This is a genomic window from Acetobacter sp. ESL1128 (assembly GCF_058505085.1).
The window spans coordinates 2,758,817-2,778,076 of record NZ_CP196369.1; the positions used below are offsets into that span (position 1 = coordinate 2,758,817).

General features: G+C 58.1%; 17 protein-coding genes and 1 tRNA gene. 6 read left to right on the forward strand and 12 right to left on the reverse strand.

Features of this window, described 5'->3' with window-relative positions:
- Positions 1-10 precede the first annotated feature (10 nt).
- The 8 genes from ACSYTG_RS12820 to ACSYTG_RS12855 all read right to left on the reverse strand — a co-directional run bounded on the left by ACSYTG_RS12820 (position 11) and on the right by ACSYTG_RS12855 (position 8,618).
- The gene (locus ACSYTG_RS12820) at positions 11-1,936 is read right to left on the reverse strand and encodes an acyltransferase family protein (RefSeq protein WP_489783411.1); all 1,926 of its coding nucleotides are present in this window, start codon (positions 1,934-1,936) and stop codon (positions 11-13) included.
- Positions 1,937-2,040: 104 nt separating this feature from the next.
- Positions 2,041-2,958: a DMT family transporter gene (locus ACSYTG_RS12825; protein WP_489783413.1), complete on the reverse strand. Its 918-nt coding sequence runs from the start codon at positions 2,956-2,958 to the stop codon at positions 2,041-2,043.
- A gap of 27 nt (positions 2,959-2,985) precedes the next feature.
- A complete protein-coding gene (locus ACSYTG_RS12830; RefSeq protein WP_086646909.1) occupies positions 2,986-3,648 on the reverse strand; it encodes a tyrosine-protein phosphatase in 663 nt (220 codons plus the stop codon).
- Positions 3,649-3,833: 185 nt separating this feature from the next.
- Positions 3,834-4,616, reverse strand: coding sequence for a succinate dehydrogenase iron-sulfur subunit (locus ACSYTG_RS12835; RefSeq protein WP_086646910.1), 783 nt, complete (start codon positions 4,614-4,616; stop codon positions 3,834-3,836).
- A 24-nt stretch (positions 4,617-4,640) separates the two neighbouring features.
- A complete protein-coding gene (sdhA, locus tag ACSYTG_RS12840) occupies positions 4,641-6,452 on the reverse strand; it encodes a succinate dehydrogenase flavoprotein subunit (protein WP_086646911.1) in 1,812 nt (603 codons plus the stop codon).
- Positions 6,453-6,569: 117 nt separating this feature from the next.
- Positions 6,570-6,983, reverse strand: a complete 414-nt coding sequence (sdhD, locus tag ACSYTG_RS12845; RefSeq protein WP_086646912.1) for a succinate dehydrogenase, hydrophobic membrane anchor protein — start codon at positions 6,981-6,983, stop codon at positions 6,570-6,572.
- 1 nt (position 6,984) lies between these two features.
- On the reverse strand, positions 6,985-7,458 hold the full coding sequence (sdhC, locus tag ACSYTG_RS12850) for a succinate dehydrogenase, cytochrome b556 subunit (protein ID WP_086646913.1): 474 nt from the start codon (positions 7,456-7,458) through the stop codon (positions 6,985-6,987).
- 137 nt (positions 7,459-7,595) lie between these two features.
- The gene (locus tag ACSYTG_RS12855; RefSeq protein ID WP_086646914.1) at positions 7,596-8,618 is read right to left on the reverse strand and encodes an aspartate-semialdehyde dehydrogenase; all 1,023 of its coding nucleotides are present in this window, start codon (positions 8,616-8,618) and stop codon (positions 7,596-7,598) included.
- Between the two features lie 409 nt (positions 8,619-9,027).
- On the opposite strand from ACSYTG_RS12855, the gene ACSYTG_RS12860 reads away from it, so the two are divergent.
- The 5 genes from ACSYTG_RS12860 (at position 9,028) to ACSYTG_RS12880 (ending at position 14,442) form a co-directional block, all read left to right on the forward strand.
- Complete coding sequence (locus ACSYTG_RS12860) at positions 9,028-10,176, forward strand: NAD(P) transhydrogenase subunit alpha (protein WP_489783414.1); 1,149 nt, start codon at positions 9,028-9,030, stop codon at positions 10,174-10,176.
- Complete coding sequence (locus tag ACSYTG_RS12865) at positions 10,176-10,502, forward strand: NAD(P) transhydrogenase subunit alpha part 2 (RefSeq protein WP_086646949.1); 327 nt, start codon at positions 10,176-10,178, stop codon at positions 10,500-10,502. Before ACSYTG_RS12860 ends, ACSYTG_RS12865 begins: the two co-directional genes overlap by 1 nt.
- A 1-nt stretch (position 10,503) precedes the next feature.
- Positions 10,504-11,919 (forward strand): NAD(P)(+) transhydrogenase (Re/Si-specific) subunit beta, encoded by a 1,416-nt coding sequence (locus ACSYTG_RS12870; RefSeq protein WP_086646915.1) that lies wholly within the window; start codon positions 10,504-10,506, stop codon positions 11,917-11,919.
- Between the two features lie 65 nt (positions 11,920-11,984).
- Positions 11,985-13,013, forward strand: coding sequence for an alcohol dehydrogenase AdhP (adhP, locus tag ACSYTG_RS12875; protein WP_086646916.1), 1,029 nt, complete (start codon positions 11,985-11,987; stop codon positions 13,011-13,013).
- 37 nt (positions 13,014-13,050) lie between these two features.
- A complete protein-coding gene (locus ACSYTG_RS12880; RefSeq protein ID WP_086646917.1) occupies positions 13,051-14,442 on the forward strand; it encodes an NAD-dependent succinate-semialdehyde dehydrogenase in 1,392 nt (463 codons plus the stop codon).
- A gap of 218 nt (positions 14,443-14,660) precedes the next feature.
- Here the strand turns inward: ACSYTG_RS12880 and ACSYTG_RS12885 are convergent, their stop codons facing one another.
- The 4 genes from ACSYTG_RS12885 to xseA all read right to left on the reverse strand — a co-directional run bounded on the left by ACSYTG_RS12885 (position 14,661) and on the right by xseA (position 17,926).
- Positions 14,661-15,836 (reverse strand): phosphoserine transaminase, encoded by a 1,176-nt coding sequence (locus ACSYTG_RS12885; RefSeq protein WP_086646918.1) that lies wholly within the window; start codon positions 15,834-15,836, stop codon positions 14,661-14,663.
- A 31-nt stretch (positions 15,837-15,867) separates the two neighbouring features.
- Positions 15,868-15,954: transfer RNA gene (locus tag ACSYTG_RS12890), tRNA-Leu, on the reverse strand.
- Positions 15,955-16,039: 85 nt separating this feature from the next.
- Complete coding sequence (locus ACSYTG_RS12895; protein ID WP_086646919.1) at positions 16,040-16,381, reverse strand: hypothetical protein; 342 nt, start codon at positions 16,379-16,381, stop codon at positions 16,040-16,042.
- A gap of 96 nt (positions 16,382-16,477) precedes the next feature.
- On the reverse strand, positions 16,478-17,926 hold the full coding sequence (gene xseA / locus ACSYTG_RS12900; RefSeq protein ID WP_086646920.1) for an exodeoxyribonuclease VII large subunit: 1,449 nt from the start codon (positions 17,924-17,926) through the stop codon (positions 16,478-16,480).
- A 43-nt stretch (positions 17,927-17,969) separates the two neighbouring features.
- Here xseA and purD point away from each other — a divergent pair, with 43 nt between their 5' ends.
- Positions 17,970-19,259 carry a phosphoribosylamine--glycine ligase gene (gene purD, locus ACSYTG_RS12905; RefSeq protein ID WP_194301340.1) on the forward strand — a complete coding sequence of 430 codons (1,290 nt, stop codon included), beginning with the start codon at positions 17,970-17,972 and terminating at the stop codon, positions 19,257-19,259.
- Position 19,260 lies beyond the last annotated feature (1 nt).

Genomic DNA, 19,260 nt, shown 5'->3' on the forward strand with positions numbered 1-19,260 from the left:
ACAGATAACCCTAATGCGGCGAAGCCTCGCCAGCATTGTCGTGCGTCTGGCCAAACAGCGGCATGTTTTTGGCCAGAGAAACCGAACCCTCGGCTGTAAAATGGTCCGCATCGAATAAAACCGGCACGTTGTTGTTGACCGTTGTCAGGCACACAGTGCCGGGGCAAAGAATATTGTAAACAGATACATATTCAATGCCTGTTCCCTTCAGCCGGGCGGCAAGCATCTGGTCCCGTTTTTTCCGGTCCCGCAGAATGTGATTGAAAACCAGATCCATATTGTTTTTTACCATCGCCCGCACAAGCAGCAACGGCAGAGGTTGGTCGTATTCCGGGCTTGGGCCAAGCACAATAACGCGGTCTGTATAATTCCTGAGCATCTGTGCTGTTTTAACAATGTTGTTAAAATCGTGTTCCAGCCAGTTTGCTGAAAGAATAATGCCATCCAGATGATGAGACGGCACAAAATCTTCAAAAATATAGCGCAGGAGTGCACCGCACTGGCCGCCATTTTTGCCCAGAACAGGCTCACAGCTTGGCGCTGTTGCCTGCAGGAAATGGATGTTGGGGTAACTCTGCTGCAACCCGTACCAGCGGTCTGCCGCATGGCTATCACCCAGAACCAGATAGTTCGGCTGACCTGCCTGTACATCCAGGCAATGTGCGGCCTTATATGCCTCAATATCTTCGGTCTTCCGGTCAATAAAGCATGTGCCAGTCCGCATTGTAGTCGGCTTGTATGCCATATAGGACATGATCTTCTGCTCAGCAGGGCTGTAATGCCATAGTGTTGCATTAAGCCTGCTGCTTGCAAAAGCCAGAAGCACCATGAGCACCATAAGCCCACCCATGACGCCTATTGTGCTTTTGGCGGATAAGCGGAATGGCCTTGTGCGGAACGGCTGCTCAATAAACCGCCATGACAGAACAGAGACCCCAAAAGCCGCCCCCAGCAGCAACGGAATTGTCCAGAAACTGGGCCTGTCATACATGGAAAAAAAGACCCATATCGGCCAGTGCCACAGGTATAACGAGTAGGAAACAAGGCCAATAAACCGCAACGGCCTGTAGGAAAGGGCCGAAGCAACAACCGTGCGCTGCTGGCTGCCAGAATACAGGACTAAAGCTGCCCCCAGACATGGCCCCAAAGCGCCCGGTCCGGGAAAGAGCGATTTGTTGTTAAGCGCGAACAGACTGGCCAGAATAAAAACAAGACCAACAGCCCCAGAACTTTCCAACACAGGCTTTGCCACCCGGCTTCTGGCCAGAACGGCTGGCTGCGTGGCAAGCATGACAATAGACCCCAGAAGAAACTCCCACGCCCTGTATTGCGGCAGGTAGAATGCTGCTGATTTATCGTGAAAAACCTCGACCAGACAGGCAGAAAAGCTTAATGCCAGAAAAAAGAAAATTATGAATTTTAAAGGTATTTTTAGAACTTTTTTTGAAAAATAGATCAAAAAAGGAATAACTATATAAAACTGCTCCTCAACAGAGAGTGACCACGTATGCAAAAGGGGGTTAGCCTGCAAAGAGGAATCAAAATAGCTGCTCTGGCTATAAAAAAAAATGTTCGATGCAAAAAGTATGGACCACAGGATTCCACGGCTTGTATTATAAACCTCCGGTGGCGTTTGCGTGAGTGTGGACACACCAAAGCAGACCACCAGAACTGAAAACAGCGCAGGCAATATTCTGCGAATTCTACGGTTATAGAAATCAAGAATATCAAACTGGCCCTGCTCCACCGCATCGTTGATGTGCCGGGTAATCAAAAAACCGGAAATAACAAAAAAAACATCAACCCCGGCAAATCCGCCGTTAAAGGGATGCTTAAGTCCATAATGGAAGAAAACAACAGGAAGAATTGCAAGCGCGCGCAAGCCGTCAATATCACTTCTGTAACGCATCATACGACGTTCATATTCCTCAGCCATGCGTAAAAAGGAGGGTTTTTATGCTCGCTTCCTGCACCCTCCTTCTCCTTACAACAAAAATCCGGTTTTATTCGGTGTCGGCATAACCCTGGTGCCCAGCGGCCCTAATCCGAGCCATCTGGCAGGGTAAGCGGAACAGATCGGGGGCGGCCATATGTTTGCATGAGCAACACGCCAGCCATAACCACCGCCCCACCCACCAGTGTTGTCAGGGCGGGCACTTCATGCGTCATGACATAAGCCAGAATCAGCGTTGTTGGCGCCAGCAGAAACAAAAAGCCGGAAGAACGCGCGACACCGACCGCACCCACAACATGCGCCCATGCCGCATACCCCAGAACAGCGGGGAAAACACCAAGCAGAATGACCAGAAACCACGGCCAGCTCCCTTGCCCCTGCAAGGCCGTAAGGCCTGCGGGCAACCAGGGGGCCAGCACAACAGCACCAATCAGCAATATCCATGCCGTGGATGCCAATGCGCCATAGCGTGCCACAAGCGGCCTTTGCAGCAGAAGGTACAGGGCCGAACAAAACGCAGCCGCCAGCACATCGGTCGCCCCCGAACCAAAGGTAAAACCGCCCGGCAGGCCACTGCCAATCAGCACAATCCCGCTAAAACTTATAACGGAACCAACCCACCCCCATAACGGCAGGGATTCCCCCAGAAACACCACAGCCACAAAGGCAGACATAAACGGCGCAAAATTAACCAAAAGGCTTGTTGCCCCGGCAGAAACACTCTGCTCGCCCGTATTGAACAAGATATTATACAGGGCAATACCCACAGCCCCGCACAGTAAAAAACGCGGGACATCACGCAGCTTGGGCCGCACCGGCCGCTGCACACACAACCACCCGGCCACAATAACGGCTGCTACAGCGTACCGTAATGCGGCAAGTGGTATGGGGGGCACGTAAACAAGCGCCATTCGCACAAGCGGATATGCGCTTGCCCAAGACAAAATAGCCGCACACACCGCCAGAAACGGCACCTTGCGCGTTGCGTATCCTCCATGTGTCATGCACGGCTCTTTTTTATTGATGCAGGGCTACTCCCTGCGCAAAACCTGATCGGTCAGGAACGCGGCAATCCGCCCTGCAACAAAATCCTGTTTAAGGGCGGCTTCATCATACTCGGTGTTCAGCCACTCCATGAACGGAATGCGCCCCTCCGCCTGTGCCTGATAACGCAGGAAAAACGCATCCAGAATTCCCGTGCGAGAACCACGGAAATGCCCGAACCGCCACGAAAGCTCGCGCAGGGCCTGTGCCGCACTCCCGCCTTCAAACATCACCACCAGAGCAGAGGCGAGCCCGGCTCGGTCTGCACCGGACTTGCAGTGCATCAGCATAGGGAATTGCAATGTGCTGTACATCTGTGCAAAGCGCAGAATACGGTCCTTGTGCGGAGCCCCCCTGCTCTCAAACGCCATATCCAGGTGGGTCAGGCCGATCTGTGCAGCCGCATTGCGGGAGAGGGCATCCGAGCCACACTGCCTGTGCCCGCGCAGGTTGACCAGCGTGCGCAGGCCCAGCCTGCTGACAGCCCGCCGCAAACGGGCAGGGGTGGGGTGGTTACACCGGTACACCTTGCCCGGAATAACCGCATGAAAATTGGTCCAGACCAGACGGAGGATAGCATGGTCAACAAACAGGCTATCCGTCCATGCTCTGGCACGGCCGGTCTGGGAAGAAAGATGGCCGTTAAACACAAAACCCCCTCATGTCTCATGCAGCAGCATGCTGGCTTTCCATGTTCCACCTCCGGCCCCACACGTCAATAATCCCCCACCACCCCGCGCATGCGCCCTGAACAGAAAAACCCCGGCAGGGGTTACTCCTGCCGGGGCTTCATTTATTCCTGCCAGACCAAACCAGGCAGGCCGAACCTGTAGGATCAGATCTTGCGTTCGATCTGCAATTCCTTGATCCGGCCAATGGCCTTGGCCGGGTTCAGCCCCTTGGGGCAGGTCTGGGTGCAGTTCATGATCGTACGGCAGGCGTAGAGCTTGAACGTATCTTCCAGTGAATCAAGGCGTTCACCGGTATGTTCGTCACGGCTGTCTGCAATCCAGCGATATGCGGCAAGCAGCACGGCCGGGCCAAGATACTTGTCGCCATTCCACCAGTAGGACGGGCAGGACGTGGTGCAGCAGAAGCACAGAATGCATTCCCACATACCGTCCAGCTTGCCGCGTTCCTCAATGCTCTGGCGGCGTTCACCATCCGGCGGAGGAGCGCTGTCTGCCTGCATCCAGGGCTGGATGGAGCGCAACTGCGCATAAGCCCCATCCAGGTTGGACACCAGATCCTTGACAATGGGCATATGGGGCAGCGGGTAAATCCGCACGTCGCCCTCAATGCTTTTGATCGGCTTAAGGCATGCCAGTGTGTTTTCACCATCAATGTTCATGGCGCAGGACCCACAGATCCCTTCGCGGCAGGAGCGCCGGAATGTCAGTGTGGGGTCCACTTCATTCTTGATGTGGATAATGGCATCAAGCACCATTGGCCCAAAGGTATCCAGATCAAGCTCGTAAGAGTCTATGACCGGGTTTTTACCGTCATCAGGGGACCAGCGGTACACCTTGAAGGTTTTGACATTTTTTGCGCCGGCCGGAGCGGGAAAGGTTTTGCCTTTCCCTACGGTGCTGTTACGCGGCAGTCTGAGTTCGACCATGTTCGCCTCCCTTTGCCCTGCGGATCAGTAAACGCGCTTTTTGGGTGGGAAAACCTCGACATCGTCGGTCAGGGTTTTCATATGTACCGGACGGTAGGTCAGCTTGACGCCGCCCTTGTCATCCAGCCACGAAACGGAATGTTTGAGCCATTCCTTGTCATCACGATCGGGGAAGTCATCGCGGGCATGCGCGCCACGGCTTTCGTGCCGGGCCAGACCACTTTCCAGCGTGGCTGTTGCATTGGCCAGCAGGTTTTCAAACTCCAGCGCTTCCATCAGGTCACTGTTCCAGATCAGTGAGCTGTCGGAAACGGAGATGTCACCCAGACCACTCCAGATATCACGGATCTTGTCCACGCCTTCCTGCAGGCTTTCCTGCGTACGGAACACGGCGGCATGGGCCTGCATATCCCGCTGGAGGCGGTCACGCATGGCGGAAACCTTGGTCCCGCCCTTGGCGTAACGCAGCTTGTCCAGACGATCGAGAGCAAACTCGCCAGCCCCGGCGGGGAGCGGGCGCACAAAGTCGCTCGGCTTGACGACCTCTGCCGCACGGCGGGCCGCCGCACGACCAAACACGATCAGGTCAAGCAGGGAGTTGGTGCCAAGGCGGTTTGCACCATGCACGGACACACACGCGGCTTCGCCCACAGCCATAAGGCCCGGCACCACCGCATCGGGGTTGTCCGCTGTGGGGCGCACCACTTCGCCGTGAATATTGGTGGGAATACCACCCATATTGTAATGCACGGTCGGCAGAACAGGCACGGGTTCCTTGGTTACGTCCACACCGGCAAAAATACGCGATGTTTCCAGAATACCCGGCAGGCGTTCATGCAGCAGGTCGGAACCCAGATGCTCCAGATGCATCATGATGTGGTCTTTTTTGGGACCACAGCCACGCCCTTCCTTGATCTCGATCGTCATGGCGCGGGACACCACATCGCGCGAGGCCAGATCCTTGGCGGTAGGAGCATAACGCTCCATAAAGCGCTCACCTTCGGAGTTGGTCAGGTAGCCACCTTCACCACGGCACCCTTCGGTCAGCAGGCAGCCTGCGGGGTAGATACCCGTGGGGTGGAACTGCACAAACTCCATATCCTGCGTCGGCAGGCCGGCACGCATGACCATGCCGTTACCATCACCCGTACAGGTATGGGCGGATGTGCAGGACTGGTAGGCACGGCCATAACCGCCCGTAGCCAGCACCACCATTTTGGCATTGAAGCGATGGATCGTGCCATCGTCCTGGCACCAGGCCATAACGCCACGGCAGGCGCCTTCATCATCCATAATCAGGTCGATGGCGAAGTATTCGACAAAGAACTCAACATTATGTTTAAGGCACTGCTGGTACAGCGTGTGCAGAATGGCATGGCCCGTGCGGTCGGCGGCAGCACATGCGCGGGGCACCGGTGCCTTGCCAAAGTCGCTCATATGGCCGCCAAAGGGGCGCTGGTAGATCTTGCCTTCTTCCGTGCGGGAGAAGGGAACACCAAAATGTTCCAGTTCCTGCACAGCGGGCACGGCCTCACGCACCATGAACTCGATGGCGTCCTGGTCGCCCAGCCAGTCAGACCCCTTTACGGTGTCATACATATGCCAGCGCCAGTTATCCTCGGCCATGTTGCCAAGGGAGGCACCAATACCACCCTGTGCGGCCACCGTGTGGCTGCGGGTGGGGAAAACCTTGGTAATGCACGCAGTACTCAGGCCCGCGGCCCCCATACCCAGCGTTGCACGCAGGCCCGAACCACCTGCACCCACGACCACAACATCGTATGCGTGATCAACAATCCGGTAAGCTCCCCGAGAAGGAGAGGAATTGGCATTCATCGTGACGGCGCTCCCATATGCGTTCGGCCTGTCAGTCGTTCAGGTTCATGCCGCCGCGTATCCGACCTGTTCCGTCGGCGGCACAAGGCTCTTTATCTATGTGGGCAGGTGCCCGGCTTACTTGCCGGAACCGCTCCGCACCACCAGCTTGATCACGGCAAATACGCCAAGCAGCCCCATAAGGGACGTGCCAATCTTGACCAGCAGGCGGGTAGGCAGATGCGCCTTGCCGTGCACGTAGTCATCCACAATAACCTGCAGGCCAACCTGCGCATGGTAGAAGGTGGTAATGATCAGTGCTGCCAGCATGGTGGCGTTAACGGGCTTGCCGCCCCACTTAACCACCTCGGCGTGGTCTGCCCCGCCAAGGCGGAACATCTGCACAACAAACCATGTGGAAAGCGGCAGCAGGCTGGCGGCGGAAACGCGCTCGGCCCACCAGTGGCTTACACCCGAATGCCCCGCACCCAGACCGCGCGCGCGGCCAAGCTGGGAGCGCATGACTTCAATATGTGGAACAGAAGCGTTCATGTCAGGATACCTTCCCGGCTTTGGCGCGTTTGCTTCTGCGGCAACCCGCCACAGCAAGCAGGGCGACGGCCAGCACGGTGCTTACACCGGCTGTAACACCCACCGCCACTGGGCCATCCTTGTTCAGCTCTTCCTTGTCGTAGCGGTATCCTGCATCCCAGATGAGATGCCGGATGCCACCGACCGTGTGGTAAACGACCGAAGCCAGCCACCCTACCAGCACAAGCTGGCCTAGCGGGTTGCCCGTTACCTTACGCGCCGTAGCATAGGCTTTTGGCCCCTTGGCCGCAGCGCCAAGCCAAAAAACGCCAAGCGCGGCACCGGCCGTGGCGACCACTCCCGTGATTCGATTTGAAATGGAAAGAACCATGGAAAGCCGGTAACGGTACACCTGCAAGTGCGGCGACATGGGCCGCTGGATCAGTGTGCCGTCACTTCGGCTCCCTACATAGAGGGCCTTACGGATATCCTGCATTGTCAGCCTCGTACCCCGTGTCTATCCCTGAGCGCTGGTTGCATCCAGCGTTTTGCATCGTTTTTGTCCTACGCCCCGTGCCTCGGCCCGGTCAATTCAACGGATCAACACGAGACCGAGAGGGGCAGGATTCTCACTCAGGCGTGTCTGGGCAGCAGATCAAGCGCGATCATGGTTTCCGCGATCTGAACCGCGTTCAAAGCCGCACCTTTCCGCAGATTATCGGACACGCACCAGAACGCCAGACCATGCGGCACGGTCGGGTCGACACGAAGGCGTGACACATAGGTTGCATCTTCCCCCACGCACTCGAGCGGGGTCACGTACCCGCCATCTTCGCGCTGGTCGAGCAGGACAACCCCTTCGGACTCCCGCAGGGCCGCACGGGCGCGCTCAAGGTCCACAGGCTCGGCAAACTCGGCAATAACGGCTTCGGAATGACCGACAAACACCGGAACACGCACGCAGGTTGCCAGCACTTCCACGTCCGGATCGAGAATTTTTTTGGTCTCGACTCGCATCTTCCATTCTTCCTTGGTCGCACCGTCATCCATAAAACGGTCGATCTGAGGAATGCAGTTGAAGGCGATCTGCTTCTGGAACTGCTCGATCTTGGGCGGGTCGTTCACAAAGCTGCCACGGGTCTGGGAGAACAGCTCGTCCATGCCATCCTTCCCCGCGCCGGATACGGCCTGATACGTGGAGACCACCACCCGCTTGAGGGTAAACAGGTCATGCAGGGGCTTGAGAGCCACCACCATCTGAATGGTCGAGCAGTTGGGGTTGGCAATAATGTTGCGCTTCATGTCCTTGAGCGCCAGCGGGTTAACCTCGGGCACCACCAGCGGCACATCCGGCTCCATGCGGAAGTGGGATGTGTTGTCAATCACAACGCAGCCAGCCTTGGCGGCAATGGGCGCATATTTGGCGGACACAGACCCACCGGGGGAGAACAGCCCGACATCCCAGCCCTTGAAATCAAAGGTTTCAAGGTTCTGGACTTTCAGAACGCGATCCCCGAACGAGACTTCACGCCCAGCAGAACGCGGGGAGGCCAGTGCGACAATCTCATCCACCGGGAATTCCCGTTCGGCCAGTGTCTTGAGGATTTCCCGCCCCACCGCACCTGTCGCGCCTACAACAGCAACCCGATAACCCATAATCCACCTTTGATTCAGAGCACGTTAGAAACCAGAAAAACGCACCCCCGCACGGGGGCCGTTCAATCGCGCGAACCCTAGACCATTCCGGCAGCAAATGGAATTGCTCGCCCCAAAGCTTTCCCACCCACCACTCCGGCAAATGGCGGGCAGGGCGGAATACGGCCCGCGCGGATGACAAGCCGCTCAGGACATTACGAGAAATGACACCTGAGACTTATTTATAAAGTGCAATAATGAAAAAAATATTTTTATATCCTGCGGGAAAGGTTTCTTTGACGCATATCAATGCAACCTTTTTCAGATATGGTTGTCATATCAAACAGAAGAAGTTGTGGAGGACGACCGTTTTTCTACCCTGCCATCCCGGTCCCTCCTCACCCCATACAGAATGCATTGGGAAAAGAACGTGACCGTTAAAATTGCCATCCTGAAGGAAACGCAGCCCGACGAACGCCGGGTTGCCATGATTCCCGCGGTAGCACAGCGCATAGCCAAGCTTGGGGCAAATCTTGTTCTGGAGCAGGGAGCGGGCAGTGCTGCAACCTACACGGACGATGCCTATACAAAGGCAGAAGTAACGCAGGAGCCCGATACCGGGAAACTGGTTGCCGATGCGGATATTGTGCTCTCCGTCCAGCCCCCATCGGTCGAGACCGTCAAACAGATGAAGCCCGGCGCCCTGCTGGTTTCCTTCATTTACGCCCAGACACAGCCTGATCTGGTCAAGGCGCTGCGCGATGGCAAGATCACCACGTTTGCCATGGAGCTTATTCCGCGCATCAGCCGTGCGCAGGCCATGGATGCGCTGTCCAGCCAGGCAGCTCTTGCAGGGTACTATGCGCCCCTGCTGGGCAGCGTGCATATGCAGAAAATCCTGCCCATGATGACCACCGCCGTTGGCTCGCTGCGTGCGGCTCGCGTGCTGGTCATGGGGCTGGGGGTTGCGGGCCTGCAGGCACTGGCCACCGCACACCGCCTTGGCGCTGTGTGCGAAGGCTACGACGTACGCCCCGAAACCAAGGAAGAAGCGGAATCCGTTGGCGCCAAGTTTGTGGATACGGGCATTGATGCACGCGGCGCAGGCGGTTACGCCCGTGAGCTGACAGCAGATGAAAAAGCCAAGGTCCGGGCGACCCTTTCGCAGCATATCGCACAGGCCGACCTGATCATTACCACAGCAGCCGTCCCCGGCCGCAAGGCCCCCCGCCTGATTGATGCCGAACAGCTTGCCGGCATGAAGGAAGGCTCCGTTGTGGTGGACATGGGCGCACCTAACGGTGGCAACTGTGAAGGCACCAAAGCGGGCGAAACCATCAAGGTTGGTCCCGTGGTCATGGTTGGGCCAACCAACCTGCCCTCCAGCCTGGCAGCACAGGCGAGCGAGCTCTACGCCAAGAACATTTACAACCTGCTCGAGCAGGTTCTGCATGATGGTGTGCTCAAGCCCGATTTTACAGACGAAGTCATAACCGGCACCACCCTGACCCATGATGGCAAGATTACCAATGTCGCCATCCAGAAGGTCATCGAAGGCACACCAGCGGAGAAAGCATGATGGATTCCGTAACATCCATGACCTTCATTATCGCCCTCTACATCTTCATGCTGGCCGCATTTACCGGCTACGTGGTGATTAGCCGGGTGCCCTCCATCCTGCATACGCCCCTTATGTCCGGCTCCAACTTCATTCACGGTATTGTGGTGGTTGGTGCGCTTGATGCGCTGTTCAATGCCACCACGCTCACCGGGCAGATCATCGGGTTTGTTGGCGTTTTTCTGGGCGCAGGGAACGTTATGGGCGGCTACGTCGTGACCGACCGCATGCTGGCCATGTTCCGCCCGAGCCAGAAGCAGACCACAGAGAAAAAAGGCCAGCAGTAACATGTTTATCGAATACATTGTTGGCCTGAGCGGACTGATTGCCGCAGGCCTGTTCATTTACGGGCTGAAGGCCATGTCCTCCCCCGTAACCGCCGTATCGGGCATTGTGACCGCAGGTTACGGTATGGTGTTTGTGGTTGGGGCCACATTCCTCAACCTGTTCAATGTCAGCCCCGATGCGCGCCCGCACCTGCTGGTCAATGTTGCGCTGGCTGTTGTGGCCCTGCTGCTGGGCTGCCTGTGGACCGGCTGGCGTGGCCGCACGGTGCAGATGACCGCCATGCCGCAGATGGTCGCCATCTTTAACGGCATGGGGGGTGGCTCTGCGGCATCCCTTGCTGCGGTCAGCCTTCTGTCCGACCATGCCACGTCCGGCCTGCACCTGAGCGTTACCATCGTGGGTGCGCTTATTGGCTGTATCTCCTTTACCGGCTCGATCATTGCATGGGCCAAGCTTGACGGGCGTATGAGGAAACCCGTGCGCTTTGGCGGACAGCGGATTTTCAACGCCGCCCTGTTCCTGATCTCGCTCGTCCTCGGTGCGCTGACAGTCATGCAGTATGGCACACCAGAAGGTGTGCTGCCCGGTATTCTGTTCTTTGGTGCGGCCCTGCTGTTTGGTGTCTGCATGACCCTGCCCATTGGTGGGGCAGACATGCCGGTTGTGATCTCGCTCTACAACGCCTTTACCGGTCTGGCCGTGGGCCTTGAAGGCTACGTGATGGGCAACCCCGCCCTGATGATTGCCGGCATGGTTGTTGGCTCGGCTGGCACGCTGCTGACCGCCCTGATGGCAAAAGCCATGAACCGCTCGCTCACCAACGTGCTGTTCAGCAACTTTGGGGATACGGCAAGCTCCGCCAAAGGCCCCGAAGGGGAAATGAAATCCGCCGACCCGTCGGATGCAGCCACCTCCATGCGCTATGCATCCAGCGTGATTATTGTGCCCGGCTATGGTCTGGCCGTGGCACAGGCACAGCAGAAGCTGTACGAGTTTGTTAAAATGCTTGTGGCTGATGGTGTGGATGTCAAATTTGCCATTCACCCCGTGGCAGGCCGCATGCCGGGGCACATGAACGTGCTGCTGGCCGAAGCTGGCGTTCCATACGACATGATTTACGATATGGACGATATTAACGACAGCTTTGCCACCACCGACGTTGCCCTGATTATTGGTGCGAACGACGTGGTCAACCCCGAAGCCCTGACCGACAAATCCTCCCCCATTTATGGCATGCCTATCCTGAACGCTTACAAATCGCGTCAGGTCTTTGTCATCAAACGTGGGTCCGGCACGGGGTATTCCGGGGTGCAGAACCCGCTCTTCTTCCAGAAGAACTGCACCATGGTCTTTGGGGATGCACAGGCCGTGCTCTCCAAAATGGTCGAAGCCGTCAAGGCGCTCGGCACCGCCTAACGGCAAACGGGAGGGAACCAGACGGTCCCTCCCGTTTTTTTTGTTTGCAACAAAAGGCGTAGATTATGTCAGGCAAGATGAAAGCCGCTGTTGTCCATGAATTTGGCAAGCCGCTCACGCTTGAGGAACTGGACATTCCCTCCATCAACTCCAACCAGATCCTGGTCAAGATGATCGCCTGCGGCGTCTGCCATACGGACCTGCACGCAGCCAGCGGGGACTGGCCCAAAAAGCCGACCCTGCCCTTTATTCCCGGGCATGAGGGCGTGGGCACGGTTGTGGAAGTTGGCAGCAATGTTGACTGGATTAAAAAGGGGGACATCGTTGGTGTGCCCTTCCTGTATTCCGCCTGTGGTCATTGTGAGCATTGTTATGCAGGCTGGGAAACCCTTTGCCAGAAACAGGAAGAAACCGGCTACTCCGTTAATGGCTGCTTTGCGGAATACGTTGTGGCGGACCCGGGCTATGTGGCTCATATTCCCCCCGGCGTGGACCCCATTAAAATTGCGCCGGTCCTGTGCGCAGGGCTGACTGTTTATAAAGGTCTGAAAATGACCGACACGCGCGCAGGTGACTGGGTTGCGGTGTCCGGTGCTGGCGGGCTGGGGCAAATGGCCATCCAGTACGGTGTGGCCATGGGCCTGAACATGATCGCGGTTGATATTGACGACGCCAAACTTGAAACCGCACGGAAACTTGGCGCCGCACACACCGTTAACGCCAAGACAACCGACCCGGCAGCCTTTATCCAGAAGGAAGTCGGGGGCGCTCATGGGGGATTGATCACGGCTGTTTCCACCAAGGCGTTCTCTCAGGCCATGGGGTATGTGCGCGCTGGTGGCACACTGGTCCTGAACGGGCTGCCGCCGGGGGACTTCCCCATTTCCATTTTTGATATGGTCATGAACGCCATTACCGTCCGCGGTTCCATTGTGGGTACCCGGCTGGACATGATCGAAGCTCTCTCCTTCTTTGCTGAAGGAAAAGTGACCTCGGTTACCAAGACTGATCGGCTTGAAAACATCAATCAGATATTTGATGATCTCGAGCATGGTCGTGTTGAAGGGCGTGTTGTTCTGGATTTCAGAAACTAACCCCCTTCAATATTGACGAACCAGAAGGATTTTTTCCATGGCTTACGCAACGACAAACCCTTTTACCGAAGAACAGGTCAAGGTTTTTCCCAGCCCGACCGATGCTCAGGTCGATGCCGCACTGGACAAGGGCCATGCGGCCTTCAAAAAATGGAAAAACACAACTTTTGCTGAACGTGCACGCGTTTTGCAAAAAGCGGCTGATCTGCTGCGCGCCAATGTGGACGAATACTCCAAGCTGCTGACGCTGGAAATGGGCAAGCTCTACGCCGAAGCAAAGGCAGAAACCGAGCTTTCTGCTGCAATTTTTGAATATTATGCCGTTAATGCCGAGCGCCTTCTGGCACCCGAAGTGCTCCCCCTTGCCTCCGTCAAGGAAGGTCGCGCCAAGATCGTGTTCGAAGCGCAGGGCATTCTGCTGGCTATCGAACCTTGGAACTTCCCCTACTATCAGGTCGCCCGCATTATTGCGCCGCAGCTTTCTGCTGGTAACGTGGTTATTCTCAAGCACGCATCCAACGTGCCGCAGTGTGCCGCCGCCATGGAAAAACTGATGCACGACGCAGGTCTGCTTGAAGGTGGGTTCCAGAACCTCTACCCAACGCGTGACCAGCTTGCCAAGATTATTGCCGATATCCGCGTGCGTGGTGTGGCCCTGACCGGCTCCGAAGGTGCTGGCGCCAAGGTTGCTTCCGAAGCGGGGCTTGCACTTAAAAAATGCACCATGGAACTCGGCGGGTCCGATGCCCTGATCGTGCTGAACGATGCTGATATTGAAAAAGCCGCCAAGTGGGCCGTTTATGGCCGCCACTGGAACGGTGGGCAGGTTTGCGTTAACGCCAAGCGCATGATTGTGGAAGACGGCGTTTACGACAAATTTGTTGAGCTGTACCGCAAAGGTATTTCCGAACTGCGTATGGGCGACCCGATGGACCCCGCCACCACGCTGCCGCCCCTGTCCTCTCGCGGGGCGGTAGATGGGCTGAAGCAGCAGGTTGCCGATGCCGTGGCACAGGGTGCCAAAGCGGAAGAAATCCCGCTGGAAATGCCCAACAAAGGCTGCTTCTTCCGCCCGGTTATCCTGAGTCATCTGGAAGAAGGCAACCCGGCCCGCCACACGGAATTCTTTGGCCCGGTGACCATGCTGTTCCGTGCGAAAGATGCTGACCACGCCATTGAAATTGCCAATGACTCCCCCTACGGGCTTGGTGGTTCCATCTTTACCAAAAACGAAGAGCGTGGTGCAGAACTGGCCCGCCGGATTGATACCGGCATGGTCTACATCAACCACCCGACCATGGTTAAGGCCGATCTGCCGTTTGGTGGCGTCAAGCGCTCGGGCTTTGGCCGCGAATTGCTGGGTCTGGGCCTGAAAGAGTTCGTCAATGCCAAGCTGATTGATATTGTGGACATTGACGCACCGTTCTGATGCTTTCTGAACAGCGTTAACCAGAAAGGGCGGAAGGATCACTCCTTCCGCCCTTTCTTTATCTGTGTGTCAGACTAAAGGTTTTCAAACACCCCGAGTAGATCATGCTTTTTTCGTGTGGCCTATATTTTCCGCACAAATCCCGCATAAAAAAAGACCGTGTGCCAGGCACACGGTCTTTTCATAATACTGGTCAGGGTTGCCCTCTTCAGGCAGAATTATGCAGGCACAACCAGTGCAAACGCCCAGTCCAGCCAAGGCAGCAAGGCCGCAATATCGGCTGTTTCCACCGTAGCACCGCCCCATATGCGCAGGCCCACGGGCGCATCCCGGTAGCTGGCAAGGTCAAAGCCAATGCCTTCCTTATCCAGCACAGCCAGCATTGTTTTGACTGTTGCCATCTGCCGGTCCCGCTCCAGAGCCAGAAACCATGGTGCGACAATCCGTAGGCAAATGGCGGTAGAGGAACGCTCTTCCTCCTTTTCTGCCAGAAAGGAGACCCAGTCCGTGGTTTTAACCCACGCAGCAACCGCCGCCAGATTGGCCTGAGACCGGGCCTTGAGCCCTTCCAGCCCTCCGACGGATTCTGCCCATTGCAGGCTGTCCAGCGCGTCTTCCACACACAGCATGGAAGGGGTGTTGATGGTATCGCCCTTAAAAATACCTTCGATCAGCGCATCCTTGGCGGTCATGCGGAAAATCTTGGGGAGCGGGCGGGGGGCCTTAAAGGTTTGCAGCCGTTCCACAGCGCGCGGCGAAAGCGCGATCATGCCATGTGCGGCCTCGCCCCCAAGAGCTTTCTGCCAGGACCATGTTACCACATCCAGCCGGTCCCATGGCAGATCCATGGCAAAGGCGGCGGAGGTGGCATCGCAGATCACCAGCCCTTCATGCTCGGCGGGAATGGCATTAGCCGATGGCAGGCGCACGCCCGAGGTGGTGCCATTCCATGCCAGCACCACGTCATGCGCCCAGTTAACTTCGTTCAGGTCTGGCAACTGGCCGTAATCGGCCTTGAGCACGCGGGTATTGTCCAGCTTGAGCTGGGTTACAATATCCTGCGCCCACAGGGCGGAAAAACTCTCAAACGCCAGCACGTCCACCGGGCGTTCGCCCAGCAGGGACCACAGGGCCATTTCCACCGCACCCGTGTCGGACGCAGGCACAATGCCTACGCGCCAGCCTTCGGGCACACCCAGAATTTTGCGGGAGCGTACAATAACCTCGTTCAGCCGCGCACGCCCTTCTGGCGAACGGTGGGAGCGGCCAACCAGCGCCTTATCCAGCGCGGCAAGGCTCCACCCCGGGCGCTTGGCGCACGGTCCGGATGAAAAACAGGGATTGAGCGGGCGAATGGCCGGACGGGACGAAGCGGAAGGGGAAAGGGCGTTCATAACCTTGGCCGAGAAGAGGGAGGGACAAGTCTGGTGCGAGAGAGGGGACTCGAACCCCTAAGCCCGTAAGGGCGGTCGATTTTGAGTCGACTACGTCTACCAGTTCCGTCACTCTCGCGAACTGCTTTTTCCCCTACCAGCAAATTGCCGCCCGGAAAAGGGTTTGTTGGCGGCATTTGTCGCACAAAGCGCTTCACCCCAGCCTAACGGCAGACCCGCTGGGTGCCGTCTGCAGCAATGTAGGTGCCGGTCTGTGTATTGTAGCACGCATTGCGCACGCAACTGCCCCCTACGGCAAGTGGCTGGGGGTAGTTTTGCACCGCCATGGCTATGGCCTCCCGCGCGGCTGCCCCGCACAGCGGCGTATTGGTGGGGGCGGAGGGGTCATTCACCAACTGGCTTTCGTTTGCGGGGGGCGGTGTTGGTGCGCTCAGCCCCGGTGCAAAGCTCTGCGGGGGAATACGGGTGGGCTGGCTGGCGCACCCGGCCAGCAGCCCAAGCACAAGGACAGACCCCAAAGCCGGAATACGAACAGGAATGAACATGCGCTCTTCAGTCTTTCAGCACGCGGTGGCTTGTTGCCCACACAGTTGCAGGGAGGCCAGCATAACCCGGTTACCCGCCTGAACCCAACATCAGGCTTACAGGTCCAGCAGGCCCTGCGCCGGTTGGCCACCAATAATGGCACGGCAGGAGCCATCGCCAAAAGTCAGGTCAACCTGCTGCCCGCTCCTTAGCCCTGCGGCTTTTGTCACGGGGTGGCCATCTGCTGTGACCAGCGCATAACCACGTGCCAGCACGGCTTGGGGAGATACTGCCTCCAGTTGCCCGGCGGCCCCTGCCAGCGCAATCCGCCGCTCACGCAAAAGCGCCATCAGGGGGGCGGGGGACACGCGGCAGCGGCCCAGCCGCACTTCCTGCCGTTGCAGGGTGTGCTGCATGCCCCCCACAAACGCGCCACCCAGTACGGCAAGCCGTGTTCTGCGGCCGGACAGAAGTGTTTCCACCGCAGGCATGTGCCGCTCCACCGCCACAAGGTCCGCCTTACGGCGGCGGACAAGGGCGGGCAGGGCCACGTCCAGCCTGCGGGCACGGTCATCCAGTTGCATGCGCGCGGTCTGCACCAGACCGGGCAGGTCCGGTAGCGCGGCGGCTGCCCTGTCCAGCCGCAGGCGGGCGGTTTGCATCTGCCGGGCCAGTGCGCCTGTGGCACGGGCGGCGCGGTGTTCAATTTCAGCCAGCAGTTCGCTCCGCACAGGTACGGCCATTTCTGCCGCCGCTGTGGGGGTGGGCGCTCTGCGGTCGGATGCAAAGTCGATCAGGGTTGTATCGGTCTCATGCCCTACGGCCGAGATCAGGGGGATGGAACAGGCTGCGGCTGCCCTCACCACGCCTTCATCGTTAAAGGCCATCAGGTCTTCGAGCGAGCCGCCACCGCGTGCGACTATCAGCACATCGGGCCGAGGCACGGCCCCTGTGCCATCCAGCGCGGAAAAACCGTTAATGGCAGCCACAATCTGGGCGGCAGCCCCCTCACCCTGCACGGGCACGGGCCACACCACCACAGGCCGGGGGAAGCGCCGCCGGAGCGTTGTGCAAATATCATGCAACACAGCCCCCTGCGGGGATGTAACAAGCCCGATCACGCGTGGCAGAAGGGGAATGGGCCGTTTGCGGGCGGGGTCAAACAGCCCCTCTTCCCCCAGCCTTATCCGCAGGCGCTCAATACGGGCGAGCAATGCGCCCTCGCCCGCATATTCCATGCGTTCCACAATAAGCTGGTAGCTTGAGCGCTCGCCGTAGGCGGAGACCTTGCCGGTTGCAATAATTTCCAGCCCGTTTTCAGGCACCAGCCCAAGGCGGCTGACACTGCCACGCCAGACCACGCCGGAAATCTTGCCCTGCTCATCCTTGAGCGAAAAATAGATGTGCCCGGAGGGGTAGCGTTTGAATTCCGTAATTTCGCCTCGCACGCGCACGCGGCTGAACGACCCCTCCAGCGTACGCCGGATTGCGCCGGAAATTTCCGAAACCGTATATTCAGGGACATTGCCGCCAGATGGGGAGGCGGCTCCAAACTCTTCGTGCATCCGCACAACCTATGCTACAGACGCTCGCCCTGAAAGAGCAGACATGAACAGCAGGAGAAAAGAATTGCGCGTACTTCTGGTAGGCTCAGGCGGCCGCGAACATGCCATGGCCGAAACACTGGCCAAATCCCCAGCACTTTCCGCGCTGTTCATTGCCCCCGGCAACCCCGGCACGGCCCGTTGCGGAACCAACGTGCCCATTGGCGCGCATGATGTGGCAGCCCTTGTAACCTTTGCCCGCGAGCAGAAGATTGATCTGGTAGTGCCCGGCCCCGAAGCGCCACTGGTCGCAGGGCTGGCCGATGCCTGCGCACTGGCGGGCCTGCCGTGTGCCGGCCCCACGCAGGCCGCCGCCCAGCTTGAAGGCAGCAAGAGCTTTACCAAGGAAGTCTGCGATGCGGCGGGTATTCCCACCGCGGCATGGGAACGCTTTACGGATGCGCCCTCCGCCATTGCCTATGTGCGCCGCAAAGGAGCGCCCATCGTGGTCAAGGCCGACGGGCTGGCTGCGGGCAAGGGCGTTGTTGTTGCCACAACCGTAGCCGAAGCCGAAGCCGCCATTACGGACATGATGACAGGTGGCGCACTGGGCGATGCCGGGCGCAGCGTGGTGATCGAAGATTGCCTTGTAGGGGAGGAGGTCTCTCTCTTTGCCTTCTGTGCGGGGGAAACCGCCTGCCTGATTGGTGCGGCACAGGACCACAAACGCATTGGAGATGGGGATACAGGCCCCAATACCGGAGGCATGGGTGCCGTATCCCCCCCAAAAGGCTTTGGCCGGGCAGAGCAGGAAGCCGCACTGGACCTGCTGGTGCGCCCCATGCTGCGCGAAATGGTACGCCGGGGCACGCCATTCCGGGGCGTCATTTTTGCCGGGCTGATGCTGACCGAAAACGGGCCATCGCTGATTGAATACAATGTGCGCTTTGGTGACCCCGAGGCCGAAGCCCTGCTCCCACGCCTGACATCGGACCTGCTGCCAGCCTTGCAGGCACTGGCCGAGGACCGGCTGGACGTGGCCCCCATTACATTTTCCAACCAGGCATCGGTCTGCGTGATCATGGCGGCACGGGGTTACCCCGGCAGCCCGGAAAAAGGGGCCGTGATCCATGGGGTGGACACAGCCAATGCTCTGGAAGGGGTGCGGGTTTTTCAGGCAGGCACCACACAGAACATGGCCGGAGAACTGGTGGTTTCAGGCGGGCGTGTGCTGGCTGTCTGCGCTCTGGCGGACACGGTGCAAGAAGCCCAGAAGCGCGCTTATGCCGGTGTTAAGGCCATTACGTGGGATGGTGCGGTATGGCGGACGGATATTGGCAACCGCGCCCTGTAAG